Origin of the sequence: Paenirhizobium selenitireducens ATCC BAA-1503 (genome assembly GCF_900492185.1) — a bacterium.
GTDB classification, from domain to species: Bacteria; Pseudomonadota; Alphaproteobacteria; order Rhizobiales; family Rhizobiaceae; genus Allorhizobium; species Allorhizobium selenitireducens_A.
On sequence record NZ_UEYP01000003.1, the window covers coordinates 97,088 to 111,283 of the forward strand.

Genomic DNA, 14,196 nt, shown 5'->3' on the forward strand with positions numbered 1-14,196 from the left:
CAACACGATGCGCGTACTCGTTCTGCATTCCCATCCGCTCGACGAAAGCTATGGCCGGGCGCTCTATCGCCAGACCTGCGAGAGCCTGACCAAGGCGGGCCACGAGGTCGATGGCTGCAATCTATATGAGGAAGGTTTCGACCCCGTCCTCTCCGCCCACGACCGCACCGTCTACCACGACTATCCGGAAAACACCGTCCTGGTGAAATCCCATGTCGAGCGGCTGAAGGCGGCGGAAGCCCTGGTCATCGTCACGCCAGTATGGAACTTCGGTTTCCCGGCCATGCTCAAGGGCTATTTCGACCGCGTCTGGGTCAAGGGCGTGTCGTTCGACCTGGAGGACGGCAAGCTGACGCCGACGCTGCGCCACATCAGGAAGCTGGCCGCTGTGATGACCTATGGTGCTACGCCCTGGCGCGCCTTTCTCGTCGGCAATCCACCGAAGAAGATCGTCACCCGCGTGCTGCGCGCCCAGATCGAGATCGGCGCGCCGGTCAAGTATCTCGCCCATTACGACATGAACAACTGCACCGAGGAGACACGGGCGGCTTTTCTCGCCCGCGTCCGCAAGGTCATGGAAGACTTCTGATCACGCAAAAGGCCGGCCCCCGCATAGGGAGCCGGCCGTTTGCACGAAGCTGGGCAGCGAGGGGGTTACTGGCCAGCCGGTGCGGGCGTCGTGGACGGAGCCGGAGCGGCCGGGGCAGCCGGAGCGGCATCGGTCGAAGGAGCCGGCGTTGCCGGGGCAGCCGGAGCCGGAGCGGCATCGGTCGCCGGGGCAGGATCAGCCGGTGCCGAGCTCGTCGGAGCGGTGACGTCTACATCGACGGAATCGCCGTTCAGGGAGAAGTCGGTGAACATGAAGACGGCGCCGATGCCGAGTGCGACGGCGACGAGGAGGGCGACAGCCCAACCGGCGCCGCTGCTGCGGTCATTGTTGACGACGGTGGTGCCACGATCCGCCGGGGTTCTCGGATCCTGCGGATGGACGGGACGGGTGGTGTTGGTCTGATAATCAGTCATGTCAGGTCTCCTCGGTTTCAGCGCCCGAGATCGAGCGCGTGGGTCGGATCGGGGAAAAAGCGCGGCCCCACCCGACGAATGTTCAGTCTGTTCTCAGGGATCGGACGCGGTGCGAATACATCGACCGGCCGATTGGTTACGACATCCTGCGGTTCCTGTTGAAGCGCCGCCTCGACCCTCCACCCTGCGGCTTGCGCCTCCGGCTGGAGCACGACCGCCGCGTCAGGGCGATCGCTGGATTGACTTGCGGCCTTCACCGAAAGGGCGACGGAAAGACCGATGACTAACGCACTCAGTGCGAGGACCGACGTTTTCATCGCCCGCTCCTTGATCAGGGTTATCAGAATGTCAGAATGCTGGTGCATGCCGCCGGGCAGCTATGCGCCGCCCGGCATCATCATTGATCGTTACTCGACGACCTGGACGACCACATGGGTCTGCGGGTCGACGATGACGCGCTGATTGTTGACCACGGCATAGGAATAGGTCGGGTCTTCGGCGACCGGGGTCAGCACGACCGTATCCGGGATCGGCTTGCCGACGACGATCGGCTGTTCGATCACGACCGTCTCGGTCGGAACCGGCTGCTGGCGGACATAGGTCACGACCTGGGCCGGCGGCGGAGCAACGGCAGTGCCGGCAATGGCACCAACGACGCCCCCGACGGCCGCGCCGACCGGACCACCGACGATCGCGCCGGTCACGGCGCCACCGGCAGCACCCGTGACGGTGCCTTCCTGAGCGATGGCAGGGACAGCGATCGAGCCGAGCACGATGGCGCTAACTGCAAGAATCTTGGTCTTCATGGCGGTATCCTTTCTTGTTGATGTGCCATTGACCGTAAGAACTTGCGGGGCTCCCTTTTGTTCCTGAAAATACCCTTCGAATGGTGGGGGAAAGTCCGCGCGTCGGCACGGAAACATCCTGCAAGCCGCCGCCGGCAGGCATTCAACGCCGCAAATGCGGGCGTTTCAGACGAGTTTTGCCGCCGTGACCTCGACCTCGACGAGAAACTCCGGACGGGTAAAACCACCGACGACGATCAGCGTCGAAACCGGCTTCGGCTCCAGCGTGTACCGGTCCCGAACCGCCATATAGGCGGCGAAGTCCTCCCGCCGGGTGACGAAGCCCGAGATCCGGACGACGTCGGCAAAGCTCATCCCAGCCTCCTCCAGAATGGCCTTGATCGCCTCGAAGCACAATTCCGCCTGGCCGGTCACATCGTCCGGAATGCTGTCATCGGGACGAATGCCCAACTGGCCCGACGTCACCAGCAGGCTCGCGCCCGGCGGCACGAGCAGCCCGTGATTATACTGGCCGAAGGGAGGGCGAACGGATGGCGGATTGAAGACGCGTTTCATCGTGAAGGAAGGCCCTTGGACATCGGGTGGACGGTGCGATCAGTTAAACGGCAAGCGACGGCGCTTGCAAGGCCGCGGCGGCCGATCATCGCCACGACAGGCCGTGCCTCCCCGGGCCGCATCCGCCAACTCGACCGAGCATCGCTACCCCTCCATTCCGTCAAGCATGCGATACCAGGCGATCGCGACGCCGACGCCGAGCGCGCGAAGGGAATGAAACGGGATTGGGCGGATCGGCGTCAGCGGTAACGGCAAGGCGGCCGGATCGCCACCCTGGATGTAATCGACCAGACGGGGCCCGAGCGCGGTCATCAATCCGACACCCCGTCCCTGGCAGCCGGCAACGGCCAGCAGGCCCCTTTCCGGTTCATGGACATGCGGGAGTTGGTCCGGCGTCATGGCCACGCGACCGAACCAGCGATGCTCGATGGTCACGCCCTCAAGCGCCGGAAAGAGCCGGAGCATCGCCCGTTGCAGATGGTCCCAGTCCGTCTCGTTTTTCGGCTCGGCCATCCGGCCGCGCCCGCCAAACACCAGGCGGCCGTCCGGGCTCTTGCGGTAATAGACCACAATACGGCGACTGTCGGAGACGGCCTGCCCATGCGGCAGGATGGTCTCCCGCAGGTCCGGCGGCAAGGGCGCGGTGGCGATCTGGAAGGAATGCAATGGTAGGAGGCTTCGCGCCAGCCCCGCAACGAGCCGGTCGGAATAGGCATTAGTGGCGACCACGACGGAACGGGACCTGACCGGGTATCCAGCCGAGGTATCGACCAGCCAGTCCGCCCCCTCGCGCCGCAACCCGATCGCCCTCGTAGCCGTGGCGATCCGGGCACCGGACTGGGTCGCCAGACGTGCCAGTTCGAAGACGAAGGCAAGCGGATCGATGGTACCGCCGCGGCGATCGAGCCAGCCACCGAGATAGCCGCTCGCCCCAGTGAGCAGCGCCACTTCCGCGCCGTTCAACAGCATCACATCGGCGCCCCGCGCCCGCCATTGACGATTGCGTTCCTCGGCGGCCACAAGGGCCGCCGGGGTATGGGCCGCTTGAATCCAGCCGGACCGGACGTGCTCGACGTCCAGGCCCTCCGTCTGGATCAGGTCGAAAACCGCATCGGCGGCGCCGGCGGCAAAATCGACCAACGCGCTGCCTCGAGCTTGGCCGAAATGCTGCATCAGCCAGTCCGGATCCTGTTTCAGGCCGGCAATGACCTGTCCGCCGTTCAGGCCGGACGCCCCCTCACCCAGTTCGCGCGCCTCGATCACCCGCACAGAAAGGCCCCTGCGTGCCGCGGCATAGGCCGTCGAAAGTCCCTGCAGGCCGCCGCCGATGACGGTCAGGTCGACGCGCTCCGGCGAGGATATCGGCTCACCGGCGAACAGGGCGCGCGGGGGCCGCCGCCAGAGTGGCTGCGAAAAATGCAACGGGGTCATGCCAATACGTCCTGAAAAATGCCTTCAAAAATCAGCGGGCATGCTGGACCGGGCCAAGGCCGAAATCAATAAAATTTTAGGGAGTATACGGAGGGTCGCCTACAGTTCAGGATGGTTCCCGAGCGGCGCATCCGGCAGTCTCCAATCGATCGGATCGAGCCCCCGCGCGACGAGGAATTCGTTCGCCTTGGAGAAATGCCGGCAACCGAAAAAACCGTTATGGGCGGATAGCGGCGAGGGATGCGGCGCCTTCAGCACCAGATGGCGCTTGCCATCGACGAAAGCCGCCTTCTTCTGCGCATAGGAACCCCAGAGCATGAAGACGACATTGTCGCATTCGTCGTTGACGGCCCGGATGACCGCATCGGTGAAGCGCTCCCAGCCTCGGCCCTGATGGGCGCCGGCGCGCGCCTCCTCGACGGTCAACACGCTGTTGAGCAGCAACACGCCCTGTCGCGCCCAGCTCTCGAGAAAGCCATGGGACGCGCGCGGTATGCCCAGATCGCTCTCCATCTCCTTGTAGATGTTGACCAGAGACGGGGGAATGCGCACACCGGGCCGGACGCTGAAGCACAAGCCATGGGCCTGTCCCGCGCCGTGATAGGGGTCCTGGCCGAGAATGACGACCCGCACGCGAGAAAGCGGCGTCAGGTCGAGGGCGCGGAAATACTCCGCACCCTTGGGAAAGATACGCTTGCCGTCGCCTTTCTCGGCACGCAGGAACTCCCTGAGCTGGCCCATGTAAGGGCTTGCGAATTCAGGCCCGAGCACCCTCTTCCAGCTTTCCTCGAGACAAACATCAGAAGCGTTCATTGCCGCAACGTGCCTTTTCCGTTTAGATGATCGCGGACGATTGAAAGCCAGAGACCACGGCTGTCAAGTCCGGCCTCGGGCGACATGGAGAATTCGGTGGGGAACGACAGGTGACGGCTCTCGCGATACTTTGGCAGCGCCATCGCCTGCTGCTCGGCGGTTTCCTGGGCGCGACGCTGATCGCCTTGTTCTTTGCCGCCCGCTTCCTGCTTTCCGTGCTCTACTGGAGCGACCCGGCCCACCGCAACCAGCCGCTCGAAGGCTGGATGACGATCGGCTACATCGCCCATTCCTACGAGGTGCCGCGCGATCGCTTGATCGAGATCCTCGACCTTCGGCCGCCGGACAATCCGGACCGGAAGACGCGGCCGACGCTCGAGCGGATCGCCCGCGACCGGGGCCAGCCGCTCGACGCGTTGGAGAAGGATATCGAGGCCGCGATCGCACAGCTGCGTGCCGAAGAGCAAGCCAGATGACGGACCAGTTGCTGGCGCTCCTGCCCGTCTACGGCCTGCCCCTGCTCGCGGCGGTCACCGGCTTGAGCTGCCTTGGCCTGCCGCTTCCGGCCTCGATTGTCATGATGCTGATGGGCGCCTTCGCCGCCGCCGGCGATTTCAACCTGACCGCGGTTTTCTTGACCGCGCTTGGCGCGGCGGTGCTCGGCGACCAGACCGGCTTTGCCATCGGCCGGCTGGGCGGCGCCACCATCGTGTCGCGGTTGGCGAGAACGCCGGCTCGCCAGCAGGCACTCGCCAGCGCGCAAGAGCGGATCAACACTCGTGGCGCGGTTGCCATTTTCCTCACCCGCTGGCTGCTCGCCCCGCTCGGGCCCTATGTCAACCTGCTCGCCGGCGCCACGGCCTTTTCCTGGGCGCGCTTCACCTTCTACGGGGTGGCCGGCGAAGTTTTCTGGGTCGGCGGCTATACCAGCCTCGGGGTGACCTTCAGCGACAATGTCATGACCATTGCCGAGATCGTCGGCGATCTGAGCGGTTTCCTCGCCGCCGGCGTCATCGCGCTCTACCTCGGCTGGCGCATCGTCCGCATCCTGCGGTACAAGGAAGGCAAGGCCTAGCGACGCTCGTGAAGCGCCTTGGCGCCCGCTCCACGACTTGGCGCGCCTCTGACGGGAGGCTATGGTTGCCGAACTGTCATATGCCGGTGCTATGCCAGAGCGCCCCCGCCACGAGGATGTGCCATGACTTTCTTGTTCTGGATCTGCGCAATCGCCCTTTGCGTTCATCTGCTCAGCATCCTGATCGTACTGATACGCAAGAAGCGGGTGGAACCCGATGCAACCTGGACCGTCCGCCCGGCGGTCACCATTCTCAGGCCCTTGTGCGGGCGCGAAAACAATCTGGCCGAGACGCTTGCCTCGACCTTTCGCCTCGACTGGCCCGACTATGAAGTGGTCTTCTGCGTCGCGTCAGCCAACGATCCAGCCATCAAGATTGCCCGCGACTGCATGGCAACGCACCCGGACAGGGCCTCTCGGCTGATGGTCGGCGAGGACGTGTTCAGCGTCAACCCGAAGATGAACAATCTGGTCAAGGGATGGCGTTCGGCCCAGCATGACTGGATCGTCATCGCCGACAGCAATGTGTTGATGCCGCCCGACTACCTGCAACGGCTCTTCGTCCGATGGACAACAGGGACCGGTCTGGTTTGCTCGCCGCCGATCGGCGCAGCCCCTCAGGGCTTTGCAGCGATTCTCGAATGCGCCTGGTTGAACAGCTTCCAGGCACGCTGGCAATTGCTGGCGGATGCTATCGGGATCGGATTTGCCCAAGGCAAGACCATGTTGCTCAATCGTCAGGTCATGGCGCGCGCCGGCGGTTTCGAGCGCCTCGGTGAGGAAGTGGCCGAAGATGCCGCGGCAACGCATGTCATCCGGCAGATTGGCCTCAAGGTGAGGCTGGTGACCGAGCCCTTCGACCAGCCGCTCGGCCGGCGCACGCTCATCACCGTGTGGCGGCGGCAGCTGCGCTGGGCCCGCCTGCGCCGCTCGTCCTTCCCGCTCTTCTTCCTGCCCGAACTTCTCGCCGGCGGCGCGCTGCCGATCCTGGCGCTTGCCGGCCTGACCGCGGCCGGCATTTGCTCGCCGCTGACCTTCATGCTCTACGTGCTCGCCTGGTATGGTGGCGAGATCCTGCTGACCCGCGCTTTCCATTGGCACATGGGACGCCTGACGCTCCCCGCCATGATCCTTCGCGATCTCGCTTTGCCGGCCCTCTGGATCACCGCCTGGTTCGGCGATGGCTTCGTCTGGCGCGGCAACCCGATGACCGTCGCCTCGGGCACGCAGGACAAGGCGCCGGCCACCGTGCGCATCCGCCGCATCGTCGACAAGACGAAGGAACGGGCCAAGGCGCTCGCGACCCTCAAGCACTGACCGCCTCGCGTCTCCCTTGAGAAGGGCTCAGGTCGACTGTTCCGTAAAAAGCTGCTCATTTCAAGCTCCCCGTGACTGTGGTAGAGTTTCAACCAGAGGTTAAAGGGGAGGAAGCCATGAGAAATATCATTGTGGGGATCTTAATGATGATATCGGCAAGCAGCGTGACGGCCCAAGACCAGCTGCCGCTCAATGTGGAGGAATGGCAATCCGCGGTGCAGATCCTTCAAGCCGCGAAGACCGCCATCGAGGAGAAAGGCTGGCAACAGGGCGCAACTGAACCAACCGAGGCCAGGTGTCTTGCCACGGCGATGGAAGACGCTTGGCTGCGCGAAAGAAAAAGCCTTGTCGACTTTGAATATGCCAAATTGGCGCTGGATCAGGCCCTAGACGCCCCGGATGCCTCAAGCCTTACCTCAACGAATGATCCGTTGGCCGTTCCCTACTGGGGTCGGTACTATATGTATTGGAACGATGCCAAAGGCCGAACAGAAGAGCAGGTGCTCGCAGCGCTCGACAAAGCGATTGCTTATGCCGAAGGCAGGAGACAGGAATCATCGGAATTGAAGAGAAGCGGCAGTGATGTCGAGAGCTTCGACAGAGAAATGATGAGGTCGCTGGGCTTTGTTGATCCATGAGACCGCAAGGCCTTCGCGGGTTAACTCAGTAGCCCCATGCGCAACGGGAACGGTGCCTTCGCACCGCCCCCGTCCGCAGGGAGGTTCCTGTCAGATCGCGCCGGCGCCCATCTGTTCGGCGATATAGTCGGCCTGACGGATCGCCAGCGTCACGATGGTGAGCGTCGGGTTTTCCGCCGCACCCGTTGTGAACTGGCTGCCGTCGGAGACGAACAGGTTCTTGATGTCGTGCGTCTGGCCATGCTTGTTGACGACGCCGTCCTGCGCTTTCTCGCTCATGCGGTTGGTGCCGAGATTGTGGGTCGACGGATAGGGCGGCGTCGGGAAGGCGCGGGTTGCCCCGACAGCCTCGTAGAGCTTGATGCCCTGGCTATAGGCGTGATTGCGCATGGCCTCGTCATTCGGGTGGTCGGTGAACCACACGTCCGGGATCGGCATGCCGTATTTGTCTTTCAGCTCGCCATGCAGCTTCACCGCATTCTGCTCCTGCGGCATGTCTTCGCCGACAATCCAGAGCCCCGCCATGTTGGCATACTGGTCCATGGCCGAAGCAAACGACCGGCCCCAGCCGCCCGGATCGAGGAAGGCCGCCATGAACGGGATGCCGAGCGCCAGCGTCTCCAACTCGTAGCCGCCGACGAAACCGCGCGACGGATCGTGCCTCGCCTCGTCGCGGATGATGCCGGCCATGGTCGTGCCGCGGTAGAAATGCACCGGCTTTTCGAACACGGCATAGACCGAGCCGGTGGTGTGGCGCATGTAGTTCTTGCCGACCTGGCCGGAAGAATTGGCAAGGCCGTCCGGGAACATCGAGGAATGCGAATTGAGCAGCAGGCGCGGGCTTTCGATTGAGTTGCCGGCGACGCAGACGATGCGCGCCTTCTGGCTCTTCATGTTGCCGTCCTTGTCGGCATAGACGACGGCCGTCACCTTGCCCGACTTGTCGTGCTCGATCTTGACGACATGCGAGTTCGGCCTGACTTCCAGCTTGCCGGTCGCCTCACCCTTCGGGATTTCGGTATAGAGCGTCGACCACTTGGCGCCCCATTTGCAGCCCTGGAAGCAGAAACCGGTCTGCTGACAGCTGTTGCGATCGTCGCGCGGCGCCGAATTGATCGCCATGTTGCCGGTGTGACATTCCTTGTAGCCCAGCTTGTCGGCACCGGCCTTGAGGATCTTGAAGTTGTTGTTGCCGGGCAAACCCTCGATGCCGTTGGTGCGAGTGACGCCCATCTTGTCTTCGGCCTTGGCATAGTAGGGCTCGAGGTCGGCAAGGGTGATCGGCCAGTCGAGCAGATTGGCGCCCTCGACCTTGCCGTAATTGGTCAGCGTCTTGAACTCGTGCTCCTGGAAGCGCAACGAGGCGCCCGCCCAGTGGGTCGTGGTGCCGCCGACCGCCTTGACGATCCAGGCCGGCAGATTGGGAAAATCCTTCGCCACGCGCCAGCCGCCGCCGGTGGTGCGGTTGTCGAGCCAGGCGAGCTGGGAAAAGCTCTCCCATTCGTCGTTGATGAACTCCTCGTATTCGTGCCGGCTGCCGGCTTCGAGGATGACGACGTCGATGCCCTTCTGGGCGAGTTCGTTGCCGAGCGTACCGCCGCCCGCACCCGAACCGATGATGACGACCACGCTGTCGTCGTTGAGATCATAAGGCGCTGCCATGATTTCCTCCCAGGAATGTCAATTCGGCATTTTCGGAATAGGCCGCCGTTCCCATCCGCGATGGGCCTCCTTAGGCGGCTATGCTGTCTCTTGGGCCGGCGTCAGAGCCACTCGATGTCGTCGAAGCCGCGCTCGATATAGCCGCCCTTGGAATAGGACTCGCCCTCGTAGCCGAAGATCGGCCACAGCTCCTTCTGGTTATAGAGGCTGACGACGAGATCGCCGCGCACCGCCTGGAAGAAGGGCGTCGTCTCGATATCGCGCAGGATGGCCACCCGGTCGTCCTCCCAGCCGAGGCCGCGATAGCCGCCCGGACCGGCCCGCTTGTCGAGATCGGCGATGCCATCCTCGATCAGCGTCTTGTGGGCCTCGTCCTTGCCGGCGCGATCGTCCTGGCCCTTGACTGCGATCGCGTAGAAGCGGTCGGCCAGTTGGTCGTGCGGATAAATGTCTCGGGCGAGCTTAATCAGCGTCGCCATGGTTTCCGGCTTGAGCGCCTTGGCCTCCAGCGCCCAGGCGGCCTGCGGACAGATCACCGCCGAGCCGCTGATCACCAGCAGCGCGCCGACGCTGCCGCTGCGCTTGAGCAGGTCGCGGCGGGAAATCCCATTCGATTTTTCGTAAAGCGTAACCACGTCAGTCTCCTCCCAGGGTCATGTGGCATGGTCGAGGAACCGTTCTCCTGCCGGTCCGTCGTCGGGCGGCGCGGCGGCCGCGCCCTCCCCTTTCAAGAATATGCCAAGCCCGCGGAGCCTCCCACCCCACGGCGCCTGCGGCCTTACTTGTAGCGCCCGTGGCGCTGCAGAACCTCGATCTTGTAGCCATCGGGGTCGGTCATGAAGAAGAAGCGCGCGAGCAACGCCCCGTCGCGGTTGAATTCGACGATCTTGCCGGGGGTAAGCCCGAGATCGGTCACGCGCCTGTGCTCGGCATCGAGGTCGGCGACGCTGACGGCGAGGTGGCCGTAACCGGTGCCCAGATCATAAGCCTCTTCCCGCCCCTTGTTGACGGTCAGCTCGAGCTCGAACTCGCTCTCTGAATTGCTGAGATAGATCAGCGTGAAGGTGTCGAAATCCAGCCGCTCGGCAATGTCGAGCCCGAAGGCCTTGCTGTAGAAATCGAGCGATCGGGCTTCTTCCATCACCCGGATCATCGAATGGATCATTTTCGCCAAGGGATGCTCCTCGTTTCAGGCAAATCATCGAATGGTCGAAGTTTCCGCCACCAGCGGCAAATCGGGTAGCAGCCCGCTACCGCACCGACAATTTTTGCCGGATCGGCAGCTGCCAGGCTGCGGGCCGCGCGAAAACCGCCACGTTTTGGGAAATTGACCGGCAATCCATCGGGCCGCATAATGCGTAACAAAAGAAAAGCCGGAGGAGCATGCCATGTGTGAAGTCTTTGCGGGACAGGACCCCGCCCGCTACCGCGCGGTCAACCGATCGGTCCGGATCGCCGGCCATTCCACCAGCATCCAGATCGAGTCCGCCTTCTGGGACCTGATCGACGAAATTGCCGTCAGCCAGTCGATGTCGACCTCGCGCTTCCTGTCGACACTCTATGACGAGGCGCTGGAGATCAACGGCTCCGTGTCCAACTTCGCGTCGCTCCTGCGCACCAGCTGTCTGATCTACCTGATGGGCAAGGCGCAGCACCCGGAAGCCCATCACGAATTCCACATCATCGCGGCGGAATGAACCGAGCTGATTGGCGCGTTTCCCTTCGCGACGGATGAAGGTTCATTCTTCTCGGTCGTCGCTTGGCTCGCCCTTGCCAGCGGCAAGCGGCAACTGAATGTCGGCCATCACCGCTTCCAGGTCTTCGAGCAGCTTCTGCATTTCCCGCATGCGCTCGGCACCGAAGGCTCGGGTTATTTCGGCATAGATCTCCTCCGAATGGGGAGAAACCTTCTCGATCAGGTCGAGACCGGCCGCGCTGATGGTAATGCGCGCGCGACGCAGATCGTTTTCGTCGGGATGACGCTCGATAAGCTGGCGCGCCTCGAGATCACGCAGGATGCGCGACAGGCTCGGGCCGAGCAGGAAGGTGGCGCGGGCAAGCTCGGTCACCTCGATTTCCTTGACGGTCATCAGGGCCCTAAGGATGCGCCACTGCTGCTCGGTCAGGTCATACATCCGCAGCGAATTGCGGAAGTGTTTCATCACCGATTCTCGCGCCCTGAGCAGAAGCATCGGCAAGGAGCGGGAGAAATGCCGGAGCCGCACGCGGGGCACAGGTCCCCCACTCTCGCGCGGCGGCTCGGCGTTCTCGGACTGATCCGCGGTCTTGTCCGCCATTTCCTCTCCCGCTCTAAGGGCCAAGGCTCAACCCTTCTTGACCTCGGCGAGAAGCGTCTGCGCGCCCTTCGCCAGGACCCCCACATCGCTACCGACGGCGATGAAGCAGGCGCCAGCCTCGCGGGCAAGCCGGATCATCGTCGGATCGGTGGTCATGATGCCGGCCGGCTTGCCGAGCAAAACGACCTTGCGGATCAGCGCATCGACCGCCGCCATCACGTCGGGATGACGCGGATTGCCGGTATGGCCCATATCGGCGGCAAGGTCCGAAGGTCCGATCAGCACGCCATCGACGCCATCCGTCGTCACGATGGCCTCCGCATTGTCGATGCCAAGCTGGCTCTCGATCTGCACGATCAGGCAGATCTGCTCGTTGGCGGTTTCGACATAGTCGGCGATCCGGCCGAAATCGGAGGCACGGCCGAGACCTGCCCCCATGCCGCGAATGCCCTCCGGGGGGTAACGGCAGGCACGGGCAAGCCGCAGCGCCTCTTCCCCCGTCTCCACCATCGGAATCAGCAGCGACTGCGCGCCGACGTCCAACGCCTGCTTGATCAGCCAGGTTTCACCGACTGGAAGGCGGACCACCGGATGGGCGGCATGACGCGCGACGGCGGCGAGCTGCGCGGCGATCAGCGGAATGTCGTTCGGCCCGTGTTCGGCATCGATCAGGATCCAGTCGAAACCGGAGCCGGCAGAGACTTCCGCTGCATGCGGGCTCGCCAGCGCGACCCAGAGTCCGTAGAGCATCTGGCCATCGAGAATGGCCTCCTTGAAGACATTGACCGGTGCGGGCATGAACATTTCTCCTTAGGCAAAATAGCAGCTGACGGTGCCGTGCGGCCCGAAATCGCTGGTGATGGTGTCGCCGTGGCGGGCCTCGATCGGACGGATGAACGACCCGGCCAGCACGACCTGCCCCGCCTCGATCTTTCCGCCATACTGATGCAGCCGATTGGCAAGCCAGGCAATGCCGCGGGCCGGATGATTGAGCACGCCGGCGCCGAGACCGGTTTCTTCCACCTCGGCATTGCGCGAAACGATCGCCCCCATCCAGCGCATGTCGACCTGATCGGGGCGCATCGCCCGGCCGCCGAGCACGATTCCGGCATTGGCGGCATTGTCGGAAATGGTATCGACGATGGTGCGCGACTTCATCGTCTCGGGATCGACGCGCAAAATGCGCGTATCGAGGATTTCCAGCGCCGGCGTGACATAGTCGGTGGCGTTCAGCACGTCGAAGACGGAAACGCCGGGGCCGGACAGATCCTTCTTCATGATGAAGGCGATCTCGGCCTCGATGCGCGGCTGGATGAAGCGATGATCGGGGATCACCGCGCCGTCGTCGAAACGCATGTCGTCGAGCAACACGCCGGAATCCGGAATGTCGATGTTCAGCGCATACTGCATGGCCTTGGAGGTGAGCCCAATCTTCCAGCCGATCGAAGTGCGCCCCGCCGCCATCTTCAAGCGAACCCATTCGGCCTGCACGGCATAGGCATCGTCCATCGTCATGCCGGGATAGGCGAGCGACAGAAGCCCGGTCTGCTTGCGGGTTCTTTCCGCCTCGTCGAGGCTTTTCGCAGCGGCGGCGACCAGATCAGGCGTCATCATCTTCTAACCTCGTCTTTAACCGTGTTGCGCAGGATACCGATGCCGTCGGCCTCGACCTCGATCACATCACCGGGTTTCAGCCAGATCGGCGGATCGAATCGCGCGCCCGCCCCGGTCGGCGTTCCGGTGACGATGATATCGCCCGGCACCAGCGTCGTGAATGTCGAAACATAGGCGATGATCTTCCGGAAGGAGAATATCATCCGGCTGGTGCGGTCGCTCTGGCGCACCTCGCCATTGACCCGCGTCTCGAGCCTGATGTCGGCGATCTGGCGCTCGTCGGTAAAGGGCACGAGCCAGGGACCGATCGAACCGGAACGGTCGAAATTCTTGCCCTGGGTGACGTTGAACTTCGCATGGCGTACCCAGTCGCGGATCGTGCCTTCATTGCACAGCGACAGCGCGGCGATGTGGGACAGTGCATCGGCTTCCGCAATGCGCCTACCGCCTTTGCCGATCACGATGACGATCTCGCCCTCATAGTCGAGTTGCTCGCTTTCCGGCGGTCGGATCAGCGGCTGGTCATGGCCCGTGAACGAGCGCGGGAAGCGGACAAACAGCGACGGGTTCGGCGGCGCCTCCTGGCCGTCCTTGTATTCGGCATTGCGGTCGGGAAAATTGACACCGACACAGATGATCTTTTCCGGCTGCGGGATCGGGATTTCGTAGGTGATCGCGCTGACGGGATAGTCCGGCTTCATCTCCGCCGCCGCCGAGACGAGTTCACCGAGCGCTCCTGCCTCGATCACTTGCTTCAGCGTCGGCCAGCGGGCACCGAAGCGGGTCGAAAGATCGACGACGCCGTCATCGGTAATGGCGCCATAGGCGGCGCGGCCGTCGATCGTGAAGCTTGCCAGTTTCGTTGTCATTGTCATTCCTCTTAAAGACCCCTCCCCGACCCTCCCCACAAGGGGGAGGGAGTCTGTCGCGCCAGACGCGCCGGCTTTGGTCAACATTCACCGTCC

The 14,196-nt window shown here is 63.4% G+C and carries 19 protein-coding genes; 6 read left to right on the forward strand and 13 right to left on the reverse strand.

Features of this window, described 5'->3' with window-relative positions:
• Positions 1-7 precede the first annotated feature (7 nt).
• Positions 8-589 carry an NAD(P)H-dependent oxidoreductase gene (locus RHIZ70P_RS06640; RefSeq protein ID WP_115669955.1) on the forward strand — a complete coding sequence of 194 codons (582 nt, stop codon included), beginning with the start codon at positions 8-10 and terminating at the stop codon, positions 587-589.
• Between the two features lie 65 nt (positions 590-654).
• Here the strand turns inward: RHIZ70P_RS06640 and RHIZ70P_RS22935 are convergent, their stop codons facing one another.
• From RHIZ70P_RS22935 to ung, 6 genes are all read right to left on the reverse strand, one after another.
• A complete protein-coding gene (locus tag RHIZ70P_RS22935; RefSeq protein ID WP_181903962.1) occupies positions 655-1,023 on the reverse strand; it encodes a hypothetical protein in 369 nt (122 codons plus the stop codon).
• 17 nt (positions 1,024-1,040) lie between these two features.
• Positions 1,041-1,340, reverse strand: a complete 300-nt coding sequence (locus RHIZ70P_RS06650) for a hypothetical protein (protein WP_147293971.1) — start codon at positions 1,338-1,340, stop codon at positions 1,041-1,043.
• A 90-nt stretch (positions 1,341-1,430) separates the two neighbouring features.
• Positions 1,431-1,829, reverse strand: a complete 399-nt coding sequence (locus RHIZ70P_RS06655) for a DUF1236 domain-containing protein (protein ID WP_115669619.1) — start codon at positions 1,827-1,829, stop codon at positions 1,431-1,433.
• A gap of 165 nt (positions 1,830-1,994) precedes the next feature.
• Positions 1,995-2,384: a RidA family protein gene (locus RHIZ70P_RS06660; RefSeq protein ID WP_115669620.1), complete on the reverse strand. Its 390-nt coding sequence runs from the start codon at positions 2,382-2,384 to the stop codon at positions 1,995-1,997.
• A 144-nt stretch (positions 2,385-2,528) separates the two neighbouring features.
• Entirely contained in the window at positions 2,529-3,815 is a 1,287-nt protein-coding gene (locus RHIZ70P_RS06665; RefSeq protein WP_115669621.1) for an NAD(P)/FAD-dependent oxidoreductase, read from the reverse strand.
• 99 nt (positions 3,816-3,914) lie between these two features.
• The gene (gene ung, locus RHIZ70P_RS06670) at positions 3,915-4,628 is read right to left on the reverse strand and encodes a uracil-DNA glycosylase (protein ID WP_115669622.1); all 714 of its coding nucleotides are present in this window, start codon (positions 4,626-4,628) and stop codon (positions 3,915-3,917) included.
• A 110-nt stretch (positions 4,629-4,738) separates the two neighbouring features.
• On the opposite strand from ung, the gene RHIZ70P_RS06675 reads away from it, so the two are divergent.
• The 4 genes from RHIZ70P_RS06675 (at position 4,739) to RHIZ70P_RS06690 (ending at position 7,658) form a co-directional block, all read left to right on the forward strand.
• Positions 4,739-5,104, forward strand: a complete 366-nt coding sequence (locus RHIZ70P_RS06675) for a hypothetical protein (protein WP_115669623.1) — start codon at positions 4,739-4,741, stop codon at positions 5,102-5,104.
• A complete protein-coding gene (locus RHIZ70P_RS06680) occupies positions 5,101-5,703 on the forward strand; it encodes a DedA family protein (protein ID WP_115669624.1) in 603 nt (200 codons plus the stop codon). Before RHIZ70P_RS06675 ends, RHIZ70P_RS06680 begins: the two co-directional genes overlap by 4 nt.
• A gap of 123 nt (positions 5,704-5,826) precedes the next feature.
• Complete coding sequence (locus RHIZ70P_RS06685) at positions 5,827-7,020, forward strand: ceramide glucosyltransferase (protein WP_115669625.1); 1,194 nt, start codon at positions 5,827-5,829, stop codon at positions 7,018-7,020.
• 116 nt (positions 7,021-7,136) lie between these two features.
• Positions 7,137-7,658, forward strand: coding sequence for a DUF6197 family protein (locus RHIZ70P_RS06690; RefSeq protein WP_115669626.1), 522 nt, complete (start codon positions 7,137-7,139; stop codon positions 7,656-7,658).
• A gap of 90 nt (positions 7,659-7,748) precedes the next feature.
• On the opposite strand, the gene RHIZ70P_RS06695 is transcribed toward RHIZ70P_RS06690, so the two are convergent.
• From RHIZ70P_RS06695 to RHIZ70P_RS06705, 3 genes are all read right to left on the reverse strand, one after another.
• Positions 7,749-9,320: a GMC family oxidoreductase gene (locus tag RHIZ70P_RS06695; protein ID WP_115669627.1), complete on the reverse strand. Its 1,572-nt coding sequence runs from the start codon at positions 9,318-9,320 to the stop codon at positions 7,749-7,751.
• A gap of 101 nt (positions 9,321-9,421) precedes the next feature.
• On the reverse strand, positions 9,422-9,955 hold the full coding sequence (locus RHIZ70P_RS06700; RefSeq protein ID WP_115669628.1) for a twin-arginine translocation signal domain-containing protein: 534 nt from the start codon (positions 9,953-9,955) through the stop codon (positions 9,422-9,424).
• 143 nt (positions 9,956-10,098) lie between these two features.
• On the reverse strand, positions 10,099-10,494 hold the full coding sequence (locus RHIZ70P_RS06705; protein ID WP_115669629.1) for a VOC family protein: 396 nt from the start codon (positions 10,492-10,494) through the stop codon (positions 10,099-10,101).
• 214 nt (positions 10,495-10,708) lie between these two features.
• On the opposite strand from RHIZ70P_RS06705, the gene RHIZ70P_RS06710 reads away from it, so the two are divergent.
• Entirely contained in the window at positions 10,709-11,017 is a 309-nt protein-coding gene (locus RHIZ70P_RS06710) for a ribbon-helix-helix domain-containing protein (protein WP_115669630.1), read from the forward strand.
• A 42-nt stretch (positions 11,018-11,059) separates the two neighbouring features.
• On the opposite strand, the gene hpaR is transcribed toward RHIZ70P_RS06710, so the two are convergent.
• Genes hpaR through RHIZ70P_RS06730 form a run of 4 tightly spaced genes read right to left on the reverse strand, consistent with a single transcriptional unit; the run spans position 11,060 to position 14,100 of the window.
• Positions 11,060-11,617 carry a homoprotocatechuate degradation operon regulator HpaR gene (gene hpaR, locus RHIZ70P_RS06715; protein WP_115669631.1) on the reverse strand — a complete coding sequence of 186 codons (558 nt, stop codon included), beginning with the start codon at positions 11,615-11,617 and terminating at the stop codon, positions 11,060-11,062.
• A 27-nt stretch (positions 11,618-11,644) separates the two neighbouring features.
• The gene (locus tag RHIZ70P_RS06720; RefSeq protein WP_115669956.1) at positions 11,645-12,415 is read right to left on the reverse strand and encodes an aldolase/citrate lyase family protein; all 771 of its coding nucleotides are present in this window, start codon (positions 12,413-12,415) and stop codon (positions 11,645-11,647) included.
• A gap of 12 nt (positions 12,416-12,427) precedes the next feature.
• A complete protein-coding gene (gene hpaH / locus RHIZ70P_RS06725) occupies positions 12,428-13,231 on the reverse strand; it encodes a 2-oxo-hept-4-ene-1,7-dioate hydratase (protein ID WP_115669632.1) in 804 nt (267 codons plus the stop codon).
• On the reverse strand, positions 13,228-14,100 hold the full coding sequence (locus tag RHIZ70P_RS06730) for a fumarylacetoacetate hydrolase family protein (protein ID WP_115669633.1): 873 nt from the start codon (positions 14,098-14,100) through the stop codon (positions 13,228-13,230). Before RHIZ70P_RS06730 ends, hpaH begins: the two co-directional genes overlap by 4 nt.
• Between the last annotated feature and the right edge of the window lie 96 nt (positions 14,101-14,196).